This window comes from Stenotrophomonas sp. YJH_SMC_123, assembly GCF_059368215.1.
In genome coordinates this window covers 1-24,941 of sequence record NZ_JCAFRM010000007.1, presented here as the reverse complement: position 1 = coordinate 24,941, position 24,941 = coordinate 1, and the positions used below count along the sequence as shown (strand labels likewise).

15 protein-coding genes are annotated in these 24,941 nt (G+C 69.0%); 12 read left to right on the top strand and 3 right to left on the bottom strand.

The genetic code is table 11. The annotated features are described in order from the left end of the window. Positions 1 to 5 precede the first annotated feature (5 nt). A complete protein-coding gene (locus tag AC5P5W_RS15385) occupies positions 6 to 1,571 on the top strand; it encodes a hypothetical protein (RefSeq protein ID WP_197575299.1) in 1,566 nt (521 codons plus the stop codon). On the opposite strand, the gene AC5P5W_RS15380 is transcribed toward AC5P5W_RS15385, so the two are convergent. Continuing rightward, positions 1,568 to 3,667: a glycosyltransferase gene (locus AC5P5W_RS15380; protein ID WP_014648101.1), complete on the bottom strand. Its 2,100-nt coding sequence runs from the start codon at positions 3,665 to 3,667 to the stop codon at positions 1,568 to 1,570. The genes AC5P5W_RS15385 and AC5P5W_RS15380 overlap by 4 nt on opposite strands. A gap of 96 nt (positions 3,668 to 3,763) precedes the next feature. Here AC5P5W_RS15380 and mrcB point away from each other — a divergent pair, with 96 nt between their 5' ends. The 4 genes from mrcB to tsaB all read left to right on the top strand — a co-directional run bounded on the left by mrcB (position 3,764) and on the right by tsaB (position 10,112). Further along, positions 3,764 to 6,202 carry a penicillin-binding protein 1B gene (mrcB, locus tag AC5P5W_RS15375; RefSeq protein WP_197575300.1) on the top strand — a complete coding sequence of 813 codons (2,439 nt, stop codon included), beginning with the start codon at positions 3,764 to 3,766 and terminating at the stop codon, positions 6,200 to 6,202. Then, entirely contained in the window at positions 6,199 to 6,735 is a 537-nt protein-coding gene (locus tag AC5P5W_RS15370; protein ID WP_014648099.1) for a hypothetical protein, read from the top strand. Before mrcB ends, AC5P5W_RS15370 begins: the two co-directional genes overlap by 4 nt. A gap of 605 nt (positions 6,736 to 7,340) precedes the next feature. Then, on the top strand, positions 7,341 to 9,389 hold the full coding sequence (gene yoaA / locus AC5P5W_RS15365; RefSeq protein ID WP_495221258.1) for a DNA repair helicase YoaA: 2,049 nt from the start codon (positions 7,341 to 7,343) through the stop codon (positions 9,387 to 9,389). Between the two features lie 9 nt (positions 9,390 to 9,398). Next, positions 9,399 to 10,112, top strand: a complete 714-nt coding sequence (gene tsaB / locus AC5P5W_RS15360) for a tRNA (adenosine(37)-N6)-threonylcarbamoyltransferase complex dimerization subunit type 1 TsaB (protein ID WP_049440310.1) — start codon at positions 9,399 to 9,401, stop codon at positions 10,110 to 10,112. A gap of 585 nt (positions 10,113 to 10,697) precedes the next feature. Here the strand turns inward: tsaB and AC5P5W_RS15355 are convergent. Together AC5P5W_RS15355 and gshB are read right to left on the bottom strand one after the other, a co-directional pair. Continuing rightward, entirely contained in the window at positions 10,698 to 11,582 is an 885-nt protein-coding gene (locus tag AC5P5W_RS15355; protein WP_014648095.1) for an energy transducer TonB family protein, read from the bottom strand. Further along, positions 11,582 to 12,529, bottom strand: a complete 948-nt coding sequence (gshB, locus tag AC5P5W_RS15350; protein WP_032959093.1) for a glutathione synthase — start codon at positions 12,527 to 12,529, stop codon at positions 11,582 to 11,584. Before gshB ends, AC5P5W_RS15355 begins: the two co-directional genes overlap by 1 nt. A 240-nt stretch (positions 12,530 to 12,769) precedes the next feature. Between gshB and pilG the strand changes: the two genes are divergently transcribed. The 7 genes from pilG (at position 12,770) to AC5P5W_RS15315 (ending at position 24,777) form a co-directional block, all read left to right on the top strand. Further along, entirely contained in the window at positions 12,770 to 13,171 is a 402-nt protein-coding gene (pilG, locus tag AC5P5W_RS15345) for a twitching motility response regulator PilG (protein ID WP_005418455.1), read from the top strand. 18 nt (positions 13,172 to 13,189) lie between these two features. After that, positions 13,190 to 13,552, top strand: coding sequence for a response regulator (locus AC5P5W_RS15340; protein ID WP_005410717.1), 363 nt, complete (start codon positions 13,190 to 13,192; stop codon positions 13,550 to 13,552). Continuing rightward, the gene (locus tag AC5P5W_RS15335) at positions 13,552 to 14,082 is read left to right on the top strand and encodes a chemotaxis protein CheW (RefSeq protein ID WP_014648092.1); all 531 of its coding nucleotides are present in this window, start codon (positions 13,552 to 13,554) and stop codon (positions 14,080 to 14,082) included. The genes AC5P5W_RS15340 and AC5P5W_RS15335 overlap by 1 nt, the downstream gene beginning before the upstream one ends. A gap of 41 nt (positions 14,083 to 14,123) precedes the next feature. Further along, positions 14,124 to 16,160 (top strand): methyl-accepting chemotaxis protein, encoded by a 2,037-nt coding sequence (locus tag AC5P5W_RS15330; RefSeq protein WP_014038185.1) that lies wholly within the window; start codon positions 14,124 to 14,126, stop codon positions 16,158 to 16,160. A gap of 100 nt (positions 16,161 to 16,260) precedes the next feature. Further along, the gene (locus tag AC5P5W_RS15325) at positions 16,261 to 22,992 is read left to right on the top strand and encodes an Hpt domain-containing protein (protein WP_197575311.1); all 6,732 of its coding nucleotides are present in this window, start codon (positions 16,261 to 16,263) and stop codon (positions 22,990 to 22,992) included. After that, positions 22,979 to 24,316, top strand: a complete 1,338-nt coding sequence (locus AC5P5W_RS15320) for a chemotaxis protein CheB (RefSeq protein WP_495221255.1) — start codon at positions 22,979 to 22,981, stop codon at positions 24,314 to 24,316. The genes AC5P5W_RS15325 and AC5P5W_RS15320 overlap by 14 nt, the downstream gene beginning before the upstream one ends. Further along, positions 24,313 to 24,777 (top strand): chemotaxis protein CheW, encoded by a 465-nt coding sequence (locus AC5P5W_RS15315; RefSeq protein WP_014648089.1) that lies wholly within the window; start codon positions 24,313 to 24,315, stop codon positions 24,775 to 24,777. The genes AC5P5W_RS15320 and AC5P5W_RS15315 overlap by 4 nt, the downstream gene beginning before the upstream one ends. The last annotated feature ends 164 nt before the right edge of the window (positions 24,778 to 24,941 follow it).

The following is a 24,941-nucleotide window of genomic DNA, read 5'->3' as shown; positions in this document are numbered from 1 at the left end:
CACGCATGGAACGCGAGCCCCCGCATCGCCCGCATGGCGCTGAACATCCTGCGCTGGACCGCGTCCGTCGCGAGGGTCGCTGGTGGTGGCTGCAGGCACGCCATGCGCGCCGGGTCTGGCGCTGGGCGCTGCTTGCGGCGCTGGCCGTGTTCGTGCTGCTGGTCCTGCTGCGCAAGCCGCTGGCCGACTGGTTCTGGGATGAGCCGCAGATCGAACAGCTGCTGGCCGAGGGGGATCGTGCGCTGGCCGCCGGTCGTTTGAGCGATGCCGATGGCAGTGGTGCGCGCGAGCGCTACCAGGCGGTGCTGGCGCTGGACGGTGATCGCCCGCAGGCGCGCCAGGGCCTGGCCAATACCGGCGCGGCAGCGCTGCAACAGGCGCGCGATCGCCTGCACGCCGGTGACCTGGACGGCAGCGCGCAGGCACTGGCACTGGCCCGTGAGCTGCAGGTGCCGCAGGGCGAAGCCGATGCGGTCGCCCGCCAGCTGCAGGCGCGACGCAGTGCCGGAGCCGGTATTGGTGCGTTGTTGGCCCAGGCACGCAACGCGTTCGCGGCCGGACGCCTGGATGATGGCGACAGCAGTGCGTTGCCCTTGTTCCAGCGCATCCTTGCCCTGCAGCCGGACAACCTGCCGGCGCTGGAAGGTCGCGAAGATGCGCTGAGCGACCTGCTGCTGCAGGCGCGCACGCTGGCAGGGCGCGGAGAGCTGGCCGAGGCGGCCGCGATCCTGCGTCGTGCCCGCCAGTTCGATGCCGGTCATGCCGATCTGCCGGCCAGCGAGGAAGCCCTGGCGCGCGCGGTGGACCAGCGCCTGCGGCAGGCGCAGCGGGCACTGCAACGACAGCAGCTGGACGCCGCGGCCCAGGGTTTCCTGGCAGTGCTTGCGGTGGCGGCCGATGATCCCAATGCCCAGCGGGGGCGTGAGCAGGCGCTGCAGGCGGTGGTCGTGCGCAGCCACACATCCGCCGACGACTTCCAGTTCGATGCGGCGCAACGCGATGCAGCCCTGGCGGCGGAGCTGGGCGCTTCGCAGGCAATCCGGCAGCAACTGGCACAGCGCCTGCAGCGTGCGCGCCAGGCGCAACAGGCCCTGCAGCAGCCCGCGATCAGTACGGCGCAGCGCGAACGCCAGCTGCGCGACCACCTGCGCAAGATCGAGCGTGCCGAACGTGCAGGGCAGTGGATCAGCCCACCGGGGCACAGCGCGTTCGACGCACTGCGCGAAGCCCAGTCACTGGCCCCCCGCGACACGCGGGTCAAGGCTGCCGCAGCACGCCTGCTGCCCGCCAGTCGCCGCTGCTTCGACGACAATCTGCGGCAGAACCGGGTACAGGCGGCGGGTGCCTGCCTGCAGGCCTGGCAGACGCTGTCACCGACCGCAGCGGGCCTGCCCTCGGCGCGGCTGCGGTTGGCCCAGCGCTGGCTGGCGATCGGCAGCGAACGGCTCGGCAATGGCGACCTGGCCTTTGCCGCGCACGCTGCCGAACAGGCGCGGTTGCTGCAACCGGACCTGGCCGAACTGCCGGCGTTCGAAGACCGCCTGCGTCGCGCCGGTGGACGGGCGGACTAGGCGAAGAACACCCGCTGCACGGTCGCGCGGGCGGCATCAAGTGAGAAATGCTGGGCGACGTTGGCCAGGCCGGCATCGGACAACTGCTGCCACAGCTGTGGATCCTGGTACAGGCGGATCACCGCATCGGCGAAACCGACAGCGTCATCGGCCACCAGCACGTCCTGGCCGGGATGCAGGTGCATGCCTTCCACGGCGCAGGTGGTACCGACCACCGGCTGGCCGTGGGCCATGCTCAGGTTGATCTTGCCCTTCACGCCGGCGCCGAACCGCAGCGGCGCAATGGCGATGCGCGCGCCGTCCATGTAGGGCGTGATGTCTTCGACGAACCCGTGCATCTGCACACCGGGCTGGCGTGCGGCCAGTGCCAGCAGCGACTCCGGCGCCGCGGCGCCGATGCAGTGCAGGCGCACTTCCGGCAACCGGGCGCGGATGCGGGCAAAGACCTCGCCGATGAACCATTCCATGCCGTCCAGGTTCGGCGGATGACGGAAGCCACCGACAAACACCAGGTCGCGCCGCTGCTCGAATACGGCGCCGGCACCGGCGACCTCATGCAGGTTGGAGATCAGCTCCACCCGCACCTGCGGCGCATCGGACTGCAGCTGCTCCCGTTCGGCCGCACTGACCAGCACGGTGATGTCGCACTGCTCCATCACGGCCAGTTCGCTGCTGCGGGTACGTTCCGCTGCACGCAGCAGGGTTGCGTCGCCGGCGACTTCGGCACCGCGGCGTTCGCGCAGGTAGTGCAGGTCAACGGTGTCGAACACGGTCCGTGCCTGCGGTGCATAGCGCTTGAGCAGCGGCAGGCATTCGTGGGCGACGTGGTGACGCACCAGCATTGCCACGTCGAAACGCGATCCGTGGCTGCGCAGCCAGCCGGCTACGCCGTCCAGGAAGGGCGCGTACCAGACTTCCACGCCCATCCGTTGCAGCGCTTCGGTGGCCGCACCGGCGTGCTCGCGCCGGGTCGGTACGAACACAACGTGGGCGCCGCCCTGCAGCAGCAGGCGGATCAGATTGACCTGGCGCAGTGACCCGGAATCGCGATCCGGCTGCGGTACTTCCTCGTCCAGGATCAGCACCTGGCGCCGGCCGCGCAGCAGCAGCGCCGGAGACGGCACTTCGCCGACCGCCGGATGACGGCCCAGTTCGGTGGCCCAGCGGGCGGCGAAGATGGCCTGGTTGCGTACCTGGTAGGCCTTCACCCCGCTGCCGGTGTCGGTACCGTTGCTGGTGCCTTCGTCGTGGATCACCCGGCTGGCCGGCTGCACCAGCACGCGCAGGCCGTGTGCACGCACGCGGAAGGCCAGGTCGGTGTCCTCGTAGTAGGCCGGCTTGTAGCGGGTGTCGAAGCCGTCCAGCTGCTGCCAGAGGGCGCGTGGCAGCATCAGCGCCGCGCCCGAGCAGTAGTCGACGTCGCGCAGGCTGGCAAAGCGCGGATCATCGGCGGCCTCGAAGCGGCCGTAGCTCCAGCCACTGCCATCGGCGAAGATCACCCCGCCCGACTCCTGCAGGCGGCCATCCGGGTACAGCAGCTGGCTGCCGACCAGGCCGGCGTCGGGCACGCTGCCGAAGGTGTCCAGCAGGGCGTCGAGCCAGCCCGGCTGCGGCACCGTATCGTTGTTCAGCAGTACCACGTAGCGGCCGCGTGCGCGCGATACACCGTCATTGCAGGCTTCAATGAAGCCGCCGTTGTGCGCGCGCACTTCATAGCGCAGCCCGGCTACCTGCGGCATCCACTGCACGGTGGCATCGCTGCTGCCGTCATCCACTACCAGGATCTCGCACGCGGCGGCCGGCGGGTGCGCCGCCAGGGCGCGCAGGCAGGCCACGGTGTGGGCGACGTGGTTGTAGACCGGGATGACGATGCTCACCTCCGGCGACTCGCTGAACGGCACCGTGAAGGGGGCGAAATCCTGCGCTGGCGGCAGGAACAGTGGCGTGCGCGGGGCGGGAACGGCGCGCTGGGCATGCACGCGGATGCGTTGCCAGGTGGCCCGCCAGCCACGGGTGCGCAGGCTTGCCAGGCTCCGGCGGGCCAGGCCCGACAGGCGGTTGATCAGGTATCGGATCTCGGCCAGGGACATCGCCATCCGGTTGCAACTCCAGCTTAAGCAGGGGAACCCGGGAGAATTCGCCAGCCGCAGCGGCTGGGGTAGACTCGCCAGACCCTACATTCTCGCATTCCCGTGCCCCGACGCTACGATTCCGACGACATCGACGATTCCGACGACGACCAGCAGGACAACGGTCCGCTGTGGCGGCGCCGGCTGATCACCTGGAGCATGGCTGCGGTCGCGTTGGGATTGGGTTTCCTCATTCCCTATACGCTGTACCTGAACCAACAGGTGACCCAGCGTTTCGGTGAACTGCGCTGGCAGATCCCGACGCGCGTGTACGCGCGCCCGCTGGTGCTCACCCCCGGCAAGGCGATGGATGCGTCTACGCTGAAGACCGAGCTGGCCGCCTCTGCCTACCGCGATGACGGGCAGGGCAAGGAGCCGGCCACCTATGCGGTGAACGGCGGGCGCTTCGTCATCTCCAGCCGCGGCTTCAACGACGTTGACGGCCGGGTGGCCCCGCGCCGGGTGGAGCTGTCGCTGGCCGATGGCGGCGTGGCCTCGCTGCGCGACGCCGACAACCGCAAGGCGCTGAAGGCCGCGCGGCTGGATCCGGCGCGCATCGCCACCCTGTACGGCCAGAAGCAGGAAGAGCGCCGCCTGATCCGCATGGACGAGGCGCCGGACCTGCTGGTGACTGGCCTGCAGGCGGTGGAGGACAAGGACTTCAACCGCCACCACGGCATCGACCTGTCCGGCATCGCGCGCGCGGTGTGGGTGACGATCCGTTCCGGTGGCCAGAGCCGCCAGGGCGCTTCGACGCTGACCCAGCAGCTGGCCCGCAGCGGCCTGCTCGGCATCGGCAAGGAGCAGACGGTCACCCGCAAGTTCAATGAGGTGCTGTACGCACTGATCATGGAAGCGCGTTATGACAAGCGCACCATCTTCGAGGCCTATCTCAACCAGGTGTACCTGGGCCAGCGCGGCAGCCAGGCGATCCATGGCATGTCCTCCGGCGCCGAGTTCTGGTTCGGCCGTGACCTGCAGTCGCTGGAGACCGAGCAGATCGCACTGCTGATCGGCCTGGTCAAGGGGCCGTCCTTCTACGACCCGCGGCGCAACCCGGAGCGCGCGCTGGATCGCCGCAACTTCGTGCTGGGCAAGCTGCACGAGGCCACGCTGATCGACGATGCCGAGTACCAGCGCGCGCTGAAGGCACCGCTGGGCGTGCCCAAGACGCCGGGCCTGGTGGCAGCCAACCGCTTCCCGGCCTACGTTGACCTGGTCCGCCGCCAGCTCGGCCATGACTATCCGGAATCGGCGCTGCAGGGCGCGGGCCTGAGCGTGATGACCGGCATGTCGCCGTCCGCGCAGGCCTATGCCGAAGGCGCGGTGACCCGCACCATCAAGTCGCTGGAAAGCAAGCGCCGCCCCGAGCTGCAGGCCGGCATGGTGCTGACCGACGTGCACAACGGCGACGTGCTGGCGGTGATCGGCAGCCGCGAGGTGTCCGAGGTCGGCTTCAACCGCGCGATCGAGGCGCAGCGTCCGGTCGGTTCGCTGCTCAAGCCGTTCGTCTACCTGCTGGCCCTGGCGCAGCCGGACCGTTACTCGCTGGCCAGCTGGGTGGATGATTCGCCTGTGACGGTGCAGCTCGGCCGCGGCCGCAACTGGAGTCCCGGCAACGCGGACAACCGCAGCCACGGCACGGTGCGCCTGATCGACGCACTGGCGCATTCCTACAACCAGGCCACGGTGCGCGTGGGCATGCAGGTCGGCCCGGAGCGCGTGACCCAGCTGATCCATGTCCTGGCCGGCATCAAGGCTGACGCCAACCCGGCGGTGATCCTCGGCTCGACCGACCAGAGCCCGTACGCGATGGCGCAGCTGTACCAGTTCCTGGCGTCCGGCGGCGAGATCCAGCCGCTGCACGCGGTGCGTGGCGTGCTCGATCCGCAGGGCAAGCTGCTCAAGCGGTACGACAAGACCCCGGCACCGGCGCAGGAAGGCGACTCGATTGCCGCCAACCTGATCAGTGTCGGCCTGCAGCAGGTGGTCGCCAGCGGTACCGCGCAGCGGCTCAATGCCGATGGCCTCGGCCGCCTGCAGCCCGCCGGCAAGACCGGCACCACCAACGATGGCCGTGACAGCTGGTATGCCGGCTACACCGGTGATCACCTGGCAGTGATCTGGATCGGCAACGACCAGAACGCGCAGGCCGGCCTGTATGGCGCCACCGGCGCGATGCGGGTCTGGTCGGGCATCTTCCAGCGCCTGCCGAGCGCGCCGCTGCGGGTCAGCAACAAGGGCCTGGACTGGCAGTCGGTGGCTCCCACCGGCCTCAACAGCACCGATGAAGGCTGCCCCGGCGCGCGTCGTTTCCCGTTCGTGGTGGGCTATGCGCCTGCCTATGCGCCGTGCGCGCCGGCCGCGTCGCCGGAGGGGCAGGGCGAGGCCGGAGGCGAGGGCGGTGGCTGGCGCAGCTGGTTCGGCCTGGACCGCAAGCCGGAAGCGCCTGCCGAACCTGCCGCGGCACCTGCCGCCGCCACTCCTCCCCCGAGCCGATGATGCCGATGAACATGCGATCCCTGCTGCAGCCCCTGGCCCTGACCGGCCTCAGCCTGGCCCTGGCCGCCTGCGTGAGCAGCGCACCACCGGTGGTCAAGCCGGTCGATACCACCACGCCGGCGCAGCGCCTGGCTGCGGTGGATGCTGCAGCGGGTCCGGACGACAAGGAATTGTCGGTACAGCCGCTGCGTGATTCGCAGGTGGAAGATCTGCGGGTGACTGCACTGGCACAACGCCAGGCGAACGACCTGGCCGGCGCGGCCAGCAGCCTGGACCACGCGCTGGAGATCGTGGCGGGTGACCCGGCAGTGCTGCAGGAACGTGCCGAACTGGCGCTGCTGCAGGGCCAGTGGGCGCAGGCGGAGACGTTCGCGCGCAAGGCGGTGGATCTGGGCTCGAAGACCGGGCCGCTGTGCCGCCGGCATTGGGCGACGATCGAGCAGTCGCGCCTGGCGCGGGGCGAGAAGGAGAATGCGGTGTCGGCGCATGCGCAGATTGAGGGCTGCACGGTGCCGGGGATCAAGCGGTACTGAATTTCCAGCCAACGGCACAGCCCCTCGTGGCTGTGGGTTGGTCGCTGAAGCCAGAAGCAAAAGCCGCGCTTGGCCGGGCGGGGTGGGTTCGCGGGGGACGCCGTGAACCCGTCCCTGGGGGCTTGGCCGCGGCATCCATGCCGCGGACACCCCCGCGAACCCACCCCGCCCAACCTCTGACAGTTTCCGTGTGCGTCCAGCCACGGAAAAGAAAAAGAAAATCAAAAGCGGGTCGCGCGCTGCGCGCACTCGTTGTGGGGTCGTATCCGTTTTCCGCAGGAAAACGGATCCGACCCCTTCTTGTTTCCGTTCCACCCACCGCTTCTGAAAGGGCAGTCGAGCAAGCTCGACGCCACGAAGCACGTCCATCCGTCACCGGGAAACTGTCGAAGGCGGGGCGGGAGGGGCAGGCAGGACCGTTGGCGCCATGGATGGCGCCATCGAGCCCCCATGGACGGGTTTACGGCGTGTCCTGCCTGCCCCTCCCGCCCCGCCAAACACGCAGCAACCCAGAGCCATGAACCACGCTGTTGCTGTTGCCTTTGCCTGCGCTCTGGCTTGAAACGGGTGCCGGGCAGCGCCCGGCCGGGTATCCTCTCCCTCTGATGTCCGACCTTGTCCATGCCAGCCGCGAAGCCCTCAGCGAAGGCGGCGCGCTCGCCTCGCATCTGGATGCCTTTGTCCCGCGTCCGGCACAGCTGCACCTGACCGACGCCATCGCCGAAGCGCTGCAGCAGCGCGACCTGCTGCTGGCCGAGGCCGGTACAGGCACCGGCAAGACCTTCGCCTATCTGGTGCCGGTGCTGCTGTCCGGGCTGCGCACCATCATCTCCACCGGTACCCGCGCGTTGCAGGACCAGCTCTACCACCGCGATCTGCCGCGCGTGCGCCAGGCACTGGGTGTTGGCCTGCGCAGCGCGCTGCTGAAGGGGCGCGCGAATTACCTGTGCCGCTACCGCCTGCAGCAGGCGCGGGGCGAACCGCGTTTTTCCAGCCCGGAGCAGGCTGCGCAGTTCCAGCGCATCCTGGCCTGGTCCGGCCGTTCGGAGTTCGGTGACATCGCCGAACTGGAAGGCCTGGCCGATGACTCGCCGCTTCTGCCGATGGTCACTTCCACGGTCGACAACTGCCTGGGTACCGATTGCCCGTTCTGGGACGACTGCTTCGTGGTGCGCGCGCGCCAACGTGCGCAGGCTGCCGACGTGGTGGTGGTCAACCACCACCTGCTGCTGGCCGACCTGGCACTGAAACAGGACGGCTTCGGTGAGTTGCTGCCGGGGGCGCAGGCCTTTGTCATCGACGAGGCGCATCAGCTGCCCGAGTTGGCCGCGCAGTTTTTCGGCGAAGGCTTCGGCATGCGCCCGTGGCAGGAACTCGGCCGCGACTGCCTGGCCGAGGCGCGCGGCGTAGGCGGCGCGCAGTCGGCCCTGCAGGAACCGGTTGACCAGTTGCAGCAGGCGTTGCTGGCGCTGCGCTCGGCGATGGAGGGGCTGCCGCCACGGAGTACGCAGTGGCGTGCGCTGGCGATGCCACAGGTGCGCGATGGATTCGATACGGTGATGGCCGGCCTGGTGACGCTGGAGCAGGCACTGCAACCGCTGCGCGAGGCGGCGGCGGGTCTGGATGCCTGTCATGCGCGGGCACGCGAGGCGGTGTCGCGGCTGCAGCGCTGGCTGGGCGATGATGAGCCCACCCTCGATTTCGATACCGATCCGGCGGAGACCCCCCGTGCCGCCGATGTGCTCTGGTATGAGCTCACCCCGCGTGGTTTCCGCTGCCAGCGCACGCCGATGGATGTGTCCGGCCCGCTGCGCGAGCATCGCGAGCGCAGCCGCGCGGCATGGATCTTCACCTCGGCCACGCTGACCGTGGGCGGTGGCTTCGACCACATCGCCACGCGCCTGGGCCTGGACGATCCGCACACGCTGGTCCAGCCGAGCCCGTTCAACTGGCCCGAGCAGGCGTTGTGCTACCTGCCCGAAGGCCTGCCCGATCCGGCGGCGCGCGGGTTTGGCACCGCGCTGATCCAGACCTTGCGGCCGGTGTTGCAGGCCTCGCAGGGCAGGGCGTTCCTGTTGTTCGCCTCGCACCGTGCATTGCGCGAGGCCGCCGAGGCACTGCGCGACGGGCCGTGGCCGTTGTTCGTGCAGGGCGAGGCGCCACGCGCGGCGCTGCTGCAGCGTTTCCGCGAATCGGGCAATGGCGTGCTGCTGGGCTCGGCCAGTTTCCGCGAGGGCGTGGACGTGGTCGGCGAAGCGCTGAGCGTGGTGATGATCGACAAGCTGCCGTTCGCGGCACCGGATGACCCGGTATACGAGGCGCGGCTGGAGGCGATCCGCAGCCAGGGGGGCAACCCGTTCCGCGACGAGCAGCTGCCGCAGGCGGTGATCGCCCTGAAGCAGGGCGTTGGCCGCCTGATCCGCAGCGAAAGCGACCGGGGCGTGCTGGTCCTGTGCGATCCGCGCCTGCTCAACCGTGGCTATGGCCGGGTCTTTCTTGAGTCGCTGCCGCCGTTCCGGCGCACCCGCAGCCTGGCCGATGTGCAGGCCTTCTTTAGGCCACAATGGCTGCCCGTGGCCGATGATGCGGCTGCCCCGGCCGCCGTTGCGGCGGGCCCGGAGCCTGCTCCCGGTGCCACGTTCCCCTTGTTCTGACCTGATCCAATGAAACTGCTTGCCTTTGAAACCGCCACCGAAGCCTGTTCCGTTGCCCTGCATGTCGATGGGCAGGTCCTGGAACGCTTCGAGATCGCCCCGCGCCGGCACGCCGAGTTGAGCCTGCCGTGGGCCGAGGCGCTGCTGGCCGACGCCGGCATCAGCCGTCGCCAGCTTGATGGCATCGCCCTCAGTCGCGGTCCGGGTGCGTTCACGGGCGTGCGCCTGGCGATTGCCATTGCCCAGGGCATCGCACTGGCACTGGACCGCCCGCTGCTGCCGGTCTCGACGCTGCAGGTATTGGCGCTGCGCGCACCGGCGGAAGAAACGCAGATCCTGTCGGCCATCGATGCGCGGATGGGCGAACTCTACGTCGCCCGCTTCGAGCGCGTGGACGGCCTGCCGGTCGCGCGCGATGCCGAGCGCGTCTGCGCGCCGGCAGCGGTGGCGCTGCCGGAAGGGCTGTCGGCCTACGGTGTCGGTACCGGGTTCGCCGCAGCCGAGGGTGCGCTGGTCGCGCAGCTCGGTACAGGTTTGCGCGGATTCGACGCCACGGCATTGCCGCGTGCGTCGGACGTGCTCGCACTGGCGGTGCCGGCGTTCGCGCGCGGCGAAGCCATTGCACCGGAGAAGGTCGAGCCGGCCTACCTGCGCGACAACGTGGCACTGACCCTGGTCGAGCAGCAGGCCGCGCGCGAGGCGAAGGCGAAGGCCAACGGCTGAGTCCCTCGTGGCGGGGTTGGTTGATCGCATAAACCCAAAGCCGCGCTTGGCCGGGCGGGGTGGGTTCGCGGGGGACGCCGTAAACCCCGCTCCGCGGTCCGGCCCAGCCGCTGGCGGCTGTGCGTTTTCGGGCGCTTGCGAAGCAGTGCTTCGCAAGCAAAGCGCCCTCACCCATGGGGGCTTGGCCGCGGCATCCATGCCGCGGACACCCCCGCGAACCCACCCCGCCCGACCTCTGACAGTTTCCGTGTGCGTCCGCCACGGAAGATCAAAAAAAGAAAAGTCAAAGTCAAAAGCGGATCGCTTCGCTCGCATCCACGCGTAGCGTGGATGTGTGTCGACCAAGGTCGACACCTACCAACAGCAATGATGCGTCGGGATCTGTCAGAGGCGGGGCGGTATGGGCTTGCAGGACCGTTGGCGCCATGGATGGCGCCATCGAGCCCCCAGGGACGGGTTTACGGCGTGTCCTGCAAGCCCATACCGCCCCGCCAAACCCAAAGCCCAACCGCAGCTCTTGTTCCTGCTGTTGCAGTTGCCTGGGCTTCCAGCGGGTCCCGGGCCGCAGGCCCGTGCAACAAACCCCTACCGGTCGTCGTGCAGGGTGCCACCCGGCAGGAACACCCAGGTGCGGGTGACCTGCAGGATGTCGATCTCGTCCTCGGTCTTCGGCAGCGGCGGGAATGGCTGCGCAAGCTGCACCACCCGCAGCGCCGCCTCATCCAGCAACGGCGTCCCGCTTGAACGCAGGATCCGGCTGCTTTCCACGCTGCCATCGCGGCGCACGCCCACGCTGATCACCACCTGGCCGCCGAGCCGGCGCTGCCGGGCCTCGTCCGGGTAATTCAGGTTGCCGACGCGCTCGGCGCGGTCGACCCAGGCGCGCAGGTAATTGGCGTAGGCATATTCGCGCGTGCTGGCCGACACGAACTTGCGGTTCGGGCGCTTGGCGTACTGCGCCGAGCGCAGATGCACCTCGGCCGCCAGCCGTGCCATCTCGGCGTCGCGCTGTTCGCGCGCGGTCAGCGGTGCATCCGGTTCGGGCTGCTCCGGTGTCGGGCGTGCCTGCGCCTGGGCCACTGCCTCTTCGCCGTTGCGGCTGCTGACCACCCGCGCCTGCGGCGGGGGCGCCGGCGCGGCCGACTGCTGCTGTTGCGGCACCGGGCTCAGCCCCGCCTGGGCCTGCGGAACGATGCCGGCCTGGTTGTCGCGCGGGCGCTGCGCACGGTCGTGCTCGCCGCCACCTTCCTGGCTGGCGGCGGCAAGGAAATCGGCCTGCTTCGGGGTCAGTGCGGTGCGGGTCTGGCTGAAGATCACCTCCAGCGTCGGCACCAGTGGTGCGTCGCCTTTCACCGCAAAACCCACGCCCAGGATCAGCAGGGCGTGGACCACGATCGACAGCGCGATGGTCGCGCCCAGCCGTTGCGCTTCGCGCGCCGGCGGGGGCAGGACGGCAGGTGCGGCCGCCATCAGCGCAGGCCGGCCTCGAGCGCGTCGAACAGGGTGCCGGCGATGTTCAGGCCGTACTGCGCGTCGAGCTCGCGCACGCAGGTCGGGCTGGTCACGTTGACCTCGGTCAGGTAATCGCCGATCACGTCCAGGCCGACGAAGCGCATGCCACGGCGCTTCATCTCCGGGCCAACCTGGCCGGCGATCCAGCGGTCACGCTCGCTCAGCGGGCGCCCTTCGCCACGGCCGCCAGCCGCCAGGTTGCCGCGGAACTCGTCACCCTGGGGAATGCGCGCCAGGCAGTAGTCGACCGGTTCGCCGTCGACCAGCAGGATGCGCTTGTCGCCGGCCGTGATGTCGGGAATGAACTTCTGGGCCAGCGCCAGCTTGCGGCCGCCGTCGGTCAGGGTTTCCAGGATCACGTTCAGGTTCGGATCGCCCTGGCCGCTGCGGAAGATCGAGCGGCCGCCCATCCCATCCAGCGGCTTCAGCACGGCCTGGCCGTGCTCCAGCGCGAAGGCCTTCAATGCCTTGGCATCGCGGCTGACCAGGGTCGGCGGGCAGCACTGCGGGAACAGCAGGGCGGCCAGCTTCTCGTTGTAGTCGCGCAGGCCCTGCGGGTTGTTGACCACGCAGGCGCCGGCAGCGGCAGCCACGTCCAGCACCTGCGTGTCGTAGATGTACTCGGCGTCGACGGGCGGGTCCTTGCGCATCAGCACGATCTGGCCGGGACCGAACGCGGTACGGCTGAACGCGCCCAGCTCATACCAGCCGGCCGGGTCGTCGCGCACCTGCAGCGGTGCGGTCTGGGCCACCGCCACGCCACCTTCCAGGGCCAGCCCGCCGGGCCGCACGTAGTGCAGGGCATGGCCACGGCGCTGGGCTTCCAGCAACATGGCGAAGGTGGTGTCCTTGGCGATCTTGATGTGGGCGATGGGGTCCATCACCACGATGACGTTCAACGGCATGGGCGCACCTGTCAGGCAAGGCGTTGATGGTAGCGGCAACGCCGGCCGTGTGCCTCCCCGCCGTAGCGCAACGCAGCGTCCGCCTGCCGGCAGCGCAGTCATTGCGAACCCGGTCACGTTCAGCCCGGTGCTACCCCCTGCGCGGCAGGCCGGCCTTGAAGCGGGCGCGGGAAGTGCGATATAGATACGCTTTCGCAGCGGCTCCCGCCAGAGATTGGGCCGTGCGCTTGGGGATAGGCAATGACTGAAAACACGACTGCGGGCGGGGAACTCGCAGGACTCCGGGTGATGGTCATCGATGATTCGAAGACCATCCGCAGGACTGCGGAAACGCTGCTCAAGCGCGAAGGCTGCGAGGTGGTCACCGCCACCGACGGCTTCGAAGCGCTTGCCAAGATCGCAGACCAGCAGCCGCAGATCATCTTCGTCGACATCATGATGCCGCGCCTGGATGGCTACCAGACCTGTGCGCTGATCAAGGGCAACCAGCTGTTCAAGGCGACCCCGGTGATCATGCTGTCGTCCAAGGATGGTCTGTTCGACAAGGCGCGGGGGCGCATCGTCGGCTCGGAGCAATACCTGACCAAGCCTTTCACGCGCGAAGAACTGCTGGGTGCCATCCGCACATACGTCAACGCCTGACCAGGGGGGAAAGGCACAATGGCTCGTATCGTCCTGATCGAGGATTCACCGACCGACCGCGCGGTGTTCACCCAGTGGCTGCGCCGTGCCGGCCACGAGGTGCTGGAAGCGGACAACGCCGAGGATGGCCTGCAGCTGGTCCGCGACCAGGTGCCGCAGCTGGTGCTGATGGACGTGGTCCTGCCCGGCATGAGCGGGTTCCAGGCCACCCGGGCGATGGCCCGCGATGCGGCGATCAAGCACATCCCGGTGATCATCGTCAGCACCAAGGCGATGGAAACCGACAAGGCCTGGGGCCTGCGCCAGGGCGCAGCCGATTACATCGTCAAGCCGCCGCGCGAGGATGAACTGATCGCGCGGATCAACGAACTGGTGGCCTGATGCGCTCGCCCTTCGACATCCTTGAAGCCTACGAACGACGCAGCCTGGCCCATGCAGTGCAGCTGCCCGGGCGGCAGTTCGCCCAGGACCTGTGGCGTGGCGTCGGTTACCGCGTCGGCCAGCGCCGGCTGGTGTCCGATTTCCGCGAAGTGGTGGAAATCGTGCCGATGCCGCCGGTGACCCCGGTGCCCTGCGCGCAGCCCTGGCTGCTGGGCGTGGGCAACCTGCGTGGCAACCTGTTTCCGGTGGTCGACCTGAAGTACTTCCTGGAAGGCACGCGCACCGTGCAGCAGGAAGGCCAGCGCGTGCTGATCATGCGCCAGGCTGGCGGCGACGTCGCACTGACCATCGATGAACTGTTCGGCCAGCGCAGCTTCGAGCTGGACCAGCAGATCGACGCGGGCACGTTGGCCGAAGGCCGCTACGGCCATTTCGTTGACCGTGCCTTCCATGCCGACGGCCATGACTGGGGCGTGTTCTCGCTCTCGCTGCTGTCGCGCACCCCTGAATTCCGGCAAGCCGCGGCCTGAGGCCGGGCATCGCCCCCTGCATTGAAGATCGAGGTTGAACGATGAGTACTGCTTCGGACGCCACCAAGACCGGCAAGCTGCGGCTGGGCGGCAGCAACCTCTGGCTGTTCCTGCTGCTGGCATCGATGATCCTGTTCGGCGTCAACACCGGCGTCGCCACCTGGCAGGGCAGCCGCCTTGCCGACGCCGGCTCCAAGGCCGCCGACCTGCAGGTGCTGTCGCAGCAGCTGGCCAACCAGGGACGTGACGCGGTCGGCGGCAACGCCCAGGCCTTCACCGCCTTCAAGGCCACCCGCAACGCGATCGAACAGAACGTGTCGACGCTGCAGGGCCGCTATGGCAAGGAGCCGGGCGTGTCCGGCGCCATCGCCACCCTGGGCGAAACCTGGGCGCCGCTGGGCAAGCAGGCCGGGCAGCTGGTGGCCAGCGAGCCGGCGGTGCTGGCGCTGGCCGGCAATGCCAACAACTTCACCGGCGCGGTACCGGGCCTGCAGGCCCAGCTGAACGAGCTGGTGCGCGCGATGTCCGCCTCCGGCGCCCCCTCGTCGCAGGTGTACAGCGCACTGCAGCAGGTCGTGGTGGCCGGTTCGATGGCCCGTCGGGTGACCGAAATGCGTGCCGGTGGCAGCGCCGCAGCGACCTCCGGGGATGCGCTGGCGCGTGACATCACCGTGTTCTCGCAGGTGCTCGACGGCCTGCGCAACGGCAACGAGGAACTGGGCATCACCGCCGTGCGCGGTGCTGCCGCCGTGGCCGCACTGGAGCAGTCGCAGCAGAAGTGGGAAGCGATGAAGCAGGACGCCGACGCGATCCTGGCCAGCTCGCGCCAGCTGTTCGCGGCGCAGTCGGCGGCGACCGCGCTGGGCCAGGGCTCGGCCCACATGCTGGACGACAGCCGCAAGCTGTTCGATGCGTTCTCCTCGTTCGGCTCGGTGTCCGACACCCGCCTGTTCCCCAACTTCTGGATCGGCGTGGTGTCCGGCGCGCTGTCGCTGATCGCGATCATCGGCTTCGTCTCCACCAACGTGCGCAGCCGCTCGCGCGAGCAGGAACTGCGTTACCAGACCCAGGTGGAATTCAACAGCCGCAACCAGCAGGCGATCATGCGGCTGCTGGACGAAATCTCCTCGCTCGGTGAGGGTGACCTGACGGTGAAGGCCTCGGTGACCGAGGACATGACCGGCGCGATCGCCGACGCGATCAACTATGCGGTGGACGAGCTGCGCCACCTGGTGACCACCATCAACGACACCTCGGCCAAGGTCGCGATGTCCACCCAGGAAACCCAGGCCACCGCGATGCAGCTGGCAGAGGCGGCGGGCCACCAGGCCAACCAGATCACCTCCGCCTCGGACCGCATCGGTGAAATCGCAGCGAGCATCGAGCAGGTGTCGCGCAACTCGGCCGAGTCGGCCGACGTGGCACAGCGCTCGGTGGTGATCGCCGCCGAAGGCGCCGGCGTGGTGCGCGAGACCATCCAGGGCATGGACCAGATCCGCGACCAGATCCAGGAAACCTCCAAGCGCATCAAGCGCCTGGGCGAGTCGTCGCAGGAAATCGGCTCGATCGTGGAACTGATCAATGACATTTCCGAGCAGACCAACATCCTGGCGCTGAACGCGGCGGTGCAGGCGGCGTCGGCGGGCGAAGCGGGCCGCGGTTTCGCGGTCGTGGCCGACGAAGTGCAGCGCCTGGCAGAACGTACCTCGGGTGCGACCCGACGCATCGAAAACCTGGTCCAGGCCATTCAGGCCGATACCAACGAAGCGGTCACCTCGATGGAGCAGACCACGGCCGAAGTGGTGTCCGGTGCGCGCCTGGCCGAGGACGCCGGTACCGCGCTGACCGAGATCGAGCGCGTGTCCAACGCCCTCAATACCCTCATCAAGAACATCTCCATCGCCGCCCAGCAGCAGTCGGCCGCGGCCTCGGACATCACCCGCACCATGGGCGTGATCCGGCAGATCACCGGCCAGACCTCGCAGGGTGCCGGGCAGACCGCAGAGTCGATCGGCCACCTCGCGCAGCTGGCGGCGGACCTGCGCCGTTCGGTCGCCGACTTCAAGCTGCCGGCGTGACGCGGGCAGGGCGGCGAGCAAGGAACCAGTCGATGAAGCATTTCCATTCCCCACGCCAGAATCCGCGCGGCCACCGCGCGGCGGCGAACGGAGCGCGTCCATGAGCAGTCTGCGCGATGCGATGAGCCACGCAGCGCTGGGCTGGGTCAAGCCCGAGCTGGACGAGACCCTGCGCCAGGTGCGCAACGAGGTCGAGTACTACGCGGAAGACCCGAGCGATGCCAGCCGCATGCGCATCTGCGCCGGCTACCTGCACCAGGTGCAGGGCACCCTGCGCATGGTTGAACTGTATGCCCCGGCGATGGTGGCCGAAGAGCTGGAGCAGCTGGCCAATGCCATCGGCGCCGGCCAGGTGGCCGACCGGGATGAAGCCTGTGCGACCCTGATGCGTGGCAGCGTGCTGCTGCCGGACTATCTGGAGCGCCTGCAGAACGGCCATCGCGACATTCCGATCGTGCTGATGCCGCTGCTCAACGAGATCCGCGCGTCGCGTGGCGAAGAAGGCGTCAACGACAGCGTGCTGCTGGCCTTTGCGCCGGACAGCATCACCGCCACCGAGGCCGAACTGGACCATGCCCGGGGCAGCCTGAGCGGGCGCAACCGCGAGCTGCTCGATACCGTCGGCAGCGCAGTGAAGGAAGAACTGCTGCGCATCAAGGATGCGCTTGACCTGCACCTGCGCACCGGCGGTGCACCGGAACAGCTGCAGACCCAGGCCAACGAACTGGGCGCCGTGGCCGACACGCTGGGCATGATGGGCCTGGGCGTGGCCCGTGGCGTGGTCGTGCAGCAGCGCGACGCGCTGCGTGGCGTGGTCGAGGGGCGCCAGCAGATCGACGAGAACCTGCTGCTGGATATCGCCGGTGCGCTGCTGTACGTCGATGCCTCGCTGGACGACCAGGTTGCCCATCTGGGCGCCGGCGGCAGTGGCGAGGACGATCCGAGCGCGGTGGAGAACCGGCGCACGGTGGAAGTGCTGGCCCATGAAGCCATCGCCAACTTCGCTGCCGCCCGCGAGCATTTCGTCGCCTTCATCGAAACCAGCTGGAACCATGCCGAGCTGCAGGATGTACCGCGCCTGCTGGGCGATGTGTCCGGCGCGCTGCGCATGCTCGACCTGGGTACCGCCGCCGATTACCTGCGTGGCGTGCAGCAGTACATCGAGGCCGAGCTGATCGGCCGCCAGCGCGTGCCCAGCGGCCGCCAGCTGGACACCCTGGCCGATGCCATGGCCAGCCTGGAGTACTACCTGGAAGCCCTGCGCGATCGTCGCCCGGGCCGCGAAGACATCCTCGAAATCACCCGCAGCAGCCTCGAGGCACTGCGCTACTGGCCGCTGCCCGAACGCAACGCCGCCGCACCGGAAGCGCCGGCAGCGCTTGCGATCGAACGTGAGCCGCTGCCGGTGCAGGTCGAGCCGCTGCAGCCCGAGCGCATCGAGGTACCGGTGCAGCCTGCTGCGCCCGCGGCCGGCGACGTGCCGGTATCGCTGCCGGACTTCACCTTCGATCCGCCGCCGGCCACACCGGCACCGAGGGTGCCCGACAACAGCCTGATGTTCGGCGCGCTGGGCACCGCGGGCGTCGTGGCCGCCAGCCCGTTGGATGCTGGCGCCTCGCCGCTGCCAACACAGGATGATGCCGAGGCATCGCTGGTCTTCGCCGCGTCCAGCGCACCTGCGCCTGATGTCCCACAGTGGGAGCTGGCGCCGTTCTACCCCGAAGCCGAGGCGGCCGCGCCCGCCGGCGACGAACGCGCGCCGACGTTCGCCAGTTTCGATCCCGTCAGCTTCGAACTGGCCGACAGCGATCACGCCGATGCACCGCAGTGGTCGCTGTCCGAGGCGCCGCAGGTGCTCGAGGAAAGCGCAGCGCCTGCGATCGACGAGACGACGGACAGCGTGGTTTCGCCCGTGACCGGATTCGATGCTGCGCCGGTGTTCGATCCGGTAGCGGCCGAACGGGGCGCGGTTGCCGAGGCCGACGACGTGGTGTTCCGCTTCGACGCCGATGCATTGGACAACGCTGACGATGTGCTGTCGCTGCACGCGATGGAAACGTTGTCGCTGGACGATGACGCCGGGTTGCATCCGTCGCTGGAGATCGTCGATGCCGTGGCGCCGCCGCTGGCCGATGCATCGCCTGCGGCGGAGGTCAGGGTGGACGAGGCTCCGGATGACCTGCCGGCATCGTCGATCACGCCGCCGTCGATCGAAGCGCCCGCCCCGGCAGCGGAAACGTCGGCGCCGGCCGTGTCGGTGATCGATATCGACACCATCGCGCCGATCGATTTCAGCGAAGCCGATGCCCAGTTCTTCGCCGAGCTGAGTGCAGCCGCTGCCGGCTTCAATCCGCAGGCGATGCCCACCGCGACGGCACCGGAGGCGGTCGTTGCGACCGGCGCCGACGCCAATGCCGACGCGACTACGGGCTTTGACGCCGGCTTCGACGACGACGCCGAGAACATCGACGAGGACATCCGCGAGGTGTTCCTGGAAGAGTTCGACGACGAGCTCGCCAATCTGGGCACGCTGCTGCCGGCGTGGCGCATGCAGCCGGACAACATGGACCGGCTGCGCCCGATCCGCCGCATCTTCCATACCCTCAAGGGCAGTGGCCGCCTGGTTGGCGCACGTACGCTGGGCGAGTTCGCGTGGAAGATCGAAGGCATGCTCAACCGCGTGCTGGATGGCAGCCGCGCCGCCTCGCCGGCGGTGCTGGCGATGGTCGACAACGCACATGCGGCGCTGCCACAGCTGAACGCAGCGCTGCGCCACGGCCAGCGCATCAGCGTCGACCTGCAGGCCATGCAGGCCATTGCCGATCGTGTCGGCGCAGGCGAGGAAACCTACTACGTACCGCTGCCGGGTGCGGCTGCGCCGGTTGTACCGGTTGCTGAAGCTGACGGCGAAGACGAGATCAGCCGCATTCTCGATGTGGAGGCTGCCGCCTGGGCGCCGGCCGATACCGACGTGGAGGCCGAAGTGGCCGGTACACCGGCCAACATCGACAGCGTGCTGCGCGAGATTCTCGAGGCCGAGGTGGAAGTCCACCAGGCCACCCTGCAGGACTGGCTGCGTTCGGCGCAGCAGGCGCCGCAACCGGTCAGCGATGCACTGCTGCGCGCGGTGCACACCATGAACGGCGCCTTCGCGATGACCGAAGTGCCCGAGATCACGGCGGTGACCGGCGGCGCGGAGTCCTACATCAAGCGCGCACTGGCCGCCGAGGTGGTCCCGGGTGATGAAGGCGTAGCCGCCCTGGATGCGACTGCGCAGGCGATCACCGCCACCATGGAAGCGTTGCAGGCCGAACAGCCGCGCATCGCGCCGCAACAGGTACTCGCGCAGCGCCTGCAGGCGCTGGCTGGCGCGTTGCCGGAAGCGCGCTGGCCGATGGTGGGCCTGGAAGACGAAGAAGACGATCTGGCGCTGGATGACGAACCGCCGGTGGAACTGGACGCGGATGCATCGACAGCCGTCGCGCCTGAATCCGATGCGGTGCCGCATTCGTTTGCCGCACCGGAGCAGGACGCGGAAGCACGTGCCGATACTGTCGAAGCCCCGGTCCCCGACGTGGCGATCGAGGCCGGGCTGGAGGTCGGTGAGCTGACGGCCAGCGATGATCTTTCGCGCTACTTCGATGCCGGATGGCCGTCCGTACCGGGTGAGGAGGATGCGTCGCTGCCGGTGGTCGAATCGATCCAGGTGGCCGACGACGTTCCAGCCGTTGCCGTAGCCGGTGTCGAGGCGGAGGCCGAAGGCGTGCTGCGGTTGTCCGACGATGCCGGTTTGACCGTCGTGGATGATCTGTCGCCGTACCTGGATGCCAGTGCGCTGCCGGTTGACGACCGCGACGCCGAAGAGACTCCGGCCACTGTCGAAGCCGTCGCATCTGACCTGAATGCGCCCTCGGCCGATCACGCGCACGTCGCTGATGCCACGGCGTTCGAAATGCCTGCTGCACTGCCACTCGACAGCGAGCTGTCGAGCCTGCAGGATGAAATGGCTGCGCCGGGGTTTGCAGAACCGGTCTCGCTGGAAGCCGCGCTCGAGGCCGGCCTGCACGTGATCGACGAAGAGCAGCCCCTGGCCGACGACGGGCAATGGCCCGTGCTCGGCCTGCAGGCCAGCGAACTCGCGCCGGGCGAGGCGGAAGCCTTTGCCGAGGATGCGGACGTCGGCGGGGAGGCGGCGATCGGTGAAGGAGAGAGCGCCGATCAGCCGTCCCCGGCGACGGTGAATGAGGAGATCGCGGAGGCCGCAGCGCAGGCCACCGCCGAACCGGTACGCTTCTTCGAACTGGAAGACGCGCCGGGCCAGGCGGAGGTCCACGCCGAAGCTGCCGGCGTCGACGCGGTTGCGGTGTCGGATGCCGTGGCAGCCAGCGCGCCCGAAGCCGACGTGCCTGAAACCGTGACACCTGACATCCTTGCCATGCCGGTGCCGGAAGACAGCACCGATACGCTCGACTTCAGCGTCTACGATCGCGAGCTGGTCGACATCTTCGTCGAGGAAGGCAAGGACCTGCTCGACCACTGCGATGGCCTGATCAGCGAGCTGCGTGATGCACCGCAGGACCGCGAGGTGCTGGCCGGCCTGCAGCGTGACCTGCACACCCTGAAGGGTGGCGCACGCATGGCCGGCATCAACGCCATCGGTGATCTCGGCCACAGCATCGAATCGTTGCTGGAGGCGGTCGCCGCCGGTCGCACCGAGATCGAACGCCGCGATGTGCAGTTGCTGGAGCGCGGATTCGATCGCCTGCACCAGTTGCTGACCCGCACCGGTAACCACCGCGTGGTGGAACCGGCGCAGGATCTGGTCGATGCGTTCGAAGTGCGTACCACCACCGATATTGCCGCAGCAGCAGCGGCTGCCGCAGGCGCAGCGGACGTGGCGAGCGTTGCAGAAACCGCGTCGGCAGCGGTCGCCGGCCCTGCGCCGGCACTGCTCGATGCGCCGTTGTCGGCACCGCTGCCGGCCGAAGGCGTGATCGATGAAGATCCGCTGGCGCGCCCGCAGCAGGAACAGGTGCGCGTGCGCGCGGATCTGCTCGACCGCCTGGTCAACCATGCCGGTGAAGTGGCGATCTACCGCTCGCGCCTGGAACAGCAGCTTGGTGCCTTCCGCGGCGCGATGGGCGAGCTGGAGCGCACCAATGCGCGACTGCGCGACCAGCTGCGCCGACTCGACCTGGAAACCGAGGCGCAGATCGTCGCCCGCTACCAGCGTGAGCAGGACCAGGCCGATCAGAAGTTCGATCCGCTGGAACTGGACCGCTTCTCCACGCTGCAGCAGCTCAGCCGTGCACTGAACGAGTCGGCGGCCGATCTCGGGGGCCTGCAGGGCGTGCTCGACGATCTGTCACGCCAGTACGATTCGTTGCTGCAACAGCAGTCGCGCGTCAGCTCCGAGCTGCAGGATGGCCTGATGCGCGCGCGCATGGTGCCGTTCGATGGCCTGGTGCCGCGCCTGCGCCGCGTGGTCCGCCAGTCCGGAATGGATACCGGCAAGCAGGTGCACCTGACCCTGGAGGGCACCCACGGCGAACTGGACCGCAATGTCCTCGATCGCATGGTCGCGCCGCTCGAACACATGCTGCGCAACTCCGTGGCCCACGGCCTGGAGGCGCCGGAACAGCGTCGCGCCGCCGGCAAGCCGGAGGAGGGCGAAGTCGCCATCCGCCTGCACCGTGAAGGCTCGGAAATCGTGCTGGAAGTGGCCGATGACGGTGCTGGCCTGGACCGCGAAGCGATCCGCCGCCGCGCCATCGATCGTGGCCTGTTGGCCGCCGATGCGCAGCCCAGTGAGCAGGAACTGGACAACCTGATCTTCGCCTCCGGTTTCTCCACCGCCGACCAGGTCAGCCAGCTGGCGGGTCGTGGCGTGGGCATGGACGTGGTGCGCAACGAAGTGCGCCAGCTCGGCGGCTCGGTCGACATCCAGTCGGTGCGTGGCCAGGGCGTGCGCTTCACCTTGCGCCTGCCGCAGACGCTGGCCGTCACCCAGGCGGTGTTCGTGCAGATCGGTGAAACCACCTTCGCCGTGCCGGTGGCCTCGGTCAGTGGTATCGGCCGCCTGTCACGCGAACGCTTCGAGGCCGCCGACAGCAGCTACCGCTACAGCGGCGAAGACTATCCGCTGTATGACCTCGGCAGCCTGGTCGGGCAGGCCCCGGCACGCGCCGATGGCCAGGACCAGGTGCCGCTGCTGCTGGTGCGTGCCGGTGACCTGCGCGCTGCCGTGGCGATCGACCAGGTGCTGGGCAACCGCGAAATCGTGGTCAAGCCGGTCGGCCTGCAGATCGCATCGGTACCGGGCATCTACGGTGCCACCATCACCGGCGATGGCCGCGTGGTGGTGATCCTGGACGTCGCGCCGCTGGTGCGCCGTTTCCTCGCCAATCCGACCGCACCGGTGCTGGCCAATGCACCGCGCGACGAACGCCAGGTGCCGCTGGTGATGGTGGTCGATGACTCGCTGACCATGCGCAAAGTGACCGGACGCATCCTGGAACGCCACAACTTCGAAGTCAGTGTTGCCCGTGACGGCGTGGAAGCACTGGAGCGGCTGGAAGAGCGCGTGCCGGACCTGATGCTGCTGGATATCGAGATGCCGCGCATGGACGGCTACGAGCTGGCCACGGCGATGCGCGCCGACCCGCGCTACAAGGATGTGCCGATCGTGATGATCACCTCGCGCAGCGGCGACAAGCACCGCCAGCGCGCCTTCGAGATCGGTGTCCAGCGTTACCTGGGCAAGCCGTACCAGGAACTGGACCTGATGCGTAACGTGTACGACCTGCTGGGGATCGCCCGTGTCCGTGAGTGAAACCCATCCGGCCCCGGCCGTCGCCCTGCTGGCCCGCCCCGGTGCGGCGCGCGAACGCCTGCGCGAGGCGCTGTCGCATGCAGATGTGCAGCTGGTCCTGGAAGATGACCCGAACGGCCTGGAGCCACAGGTCCTGCAGGCTGCGGATCCGCAGTTCGTGGTGATCGCGCTGGAAGCGGCCATCGAGGACGCACTGGAACGGCTGGACGCCGCGCTCTCGGCACCGGGGCTGACCCTGGTGTTCGATGAGGCCGAGCTGGCCGCGCGCCGCGACGGCTGGGAGGCGCAGCGTTGGGGGCGCCATCTGGCGGCCAAGCTGCACGGCCACCAGCAGGTGTTGCCGCCGGGTGCCGAGGAAGAGCCCAGCCTGCAGCTGGAGCCCGGCCATCCGGCGCCCGCGCCGGCACCGCAGGAAGAAGCCCTGCAGCCGCATCTGGCGCAGGCGCTGAGCTGGGCCGATGACGTTCCGGCCGACGGTCTGTATTCGCCGCCGGCACACCTGCACGAACGGATCGCGCTGGAGCAGGCCCTGGCGGCACTGCAGCCGGACGTGCCCGAACCACGGGATCCGCCTTCGCCGCCGCAAGCGCCGGCCGAACCGGCGGCGCCTGCGGCACCGCCGATCTCCTTCGATCACACCGCCTGGTCGCTGGTCGAGGAATCGATCGAAGCGCCGGCACCGGCAGAAGTGGCGGCGCCGGCCGCTGCGCCGCAGCCCTCCTTCGATACCGATCATTTGACCCTGGTCGATCTGGATGCCGCCGCCCCGGCCGGTGCGCGCGCCGCATCACTGCTGGTGCTGGCCGGCATCGGTGGCCCGGATGCGTTGCGTCGCCTGCTCGGCGCACTGCCCGCGTCGTTGAGCGTGCCGGTCCTGGTGCACATGCGCCTGGACGGTGGCCGCTACGGCAACCTGGTCAAGCAGATGTCGCGTGTTTCGCCGTTGCCGGTGCAGCTGGCCGAGCCCGGCCAGCGCGCCGCGCCGGGCGAGGTCCACGTGCTGGCCGATGATATCGGCGTGCGCGCGGCCAGCGATGGCCTGCATTTCCAGAGCGATGCCACCGGTATTTCGCTCGCTGCATTGCCGGCCGCACACACCGCGCTGGTGCTGCTCAGCGGTGCCGACCTGGCCCATGTCGGCCCGGCGCTGGACCTGGCGGCCGCCGGTGCGTGGGTGGCCGGGCAGGTAGGCGAGGGCTGCTACGACCCGGCTGCGGCCACCGCCGTGGTTGCTGCCGGCATGGTGGCCGGTGAACCGCAGGAGCTGGCGCAGGCAATTGCCGCGCGCTGGGGTGAGCAGGACGACAACGGAGAGGCACCATGAGCTACGCCAGCAACGACGAAATCCGCGGCGTCCTGATCCAGGCCGGCAACGAGCGCGTACTGCTGCCCAATGCCACCGTGGCCGAAATGATGTCGCGCGTACCGGTGCAGCCGGTCTCCGATGCGCCGCGCTGGCTGGTTGGCGAGATCGGCTGGCACGGCTGGCAGGTGCCGCTGGTGTCGTTCGCACGCCTTTCCGGGCTGGGCGAAGAGACGGTGGCCGGCCACAACAAGGTGGTAGTACTGAAGTCCCTCAGCGGCAACGCGCAGCGCCCGTACTACGCGCTGCTGACGCAGAACTTCCCGCAGCTGATCTCGGTGCCGCGCGACGGCCTGCTGGCCGACGCCTCCGAAGAAACCCTGCCGCAGATCGTGCACATGCGCGTGCTGCTGGGTGAGCAGAGCGCGCTGCTGCCGAACCTGGATGCACTGGAAGCGGCGCTGGATTCGCTGGCGGCCTGATCGGCAATCCGCCGGTCGGGTAGCCGGTAGTGCCGGCCGCTGGCCGGCAACCCCATGATCCCGTGGATGCCGGCCAGCGGCCGGCACTACCACGAAGCCTTACCCCAGATCGCCCAACCGCGCCTGCAACGCCGCGATCGCGGCCAGCCCGGCCGTTTCCGTGC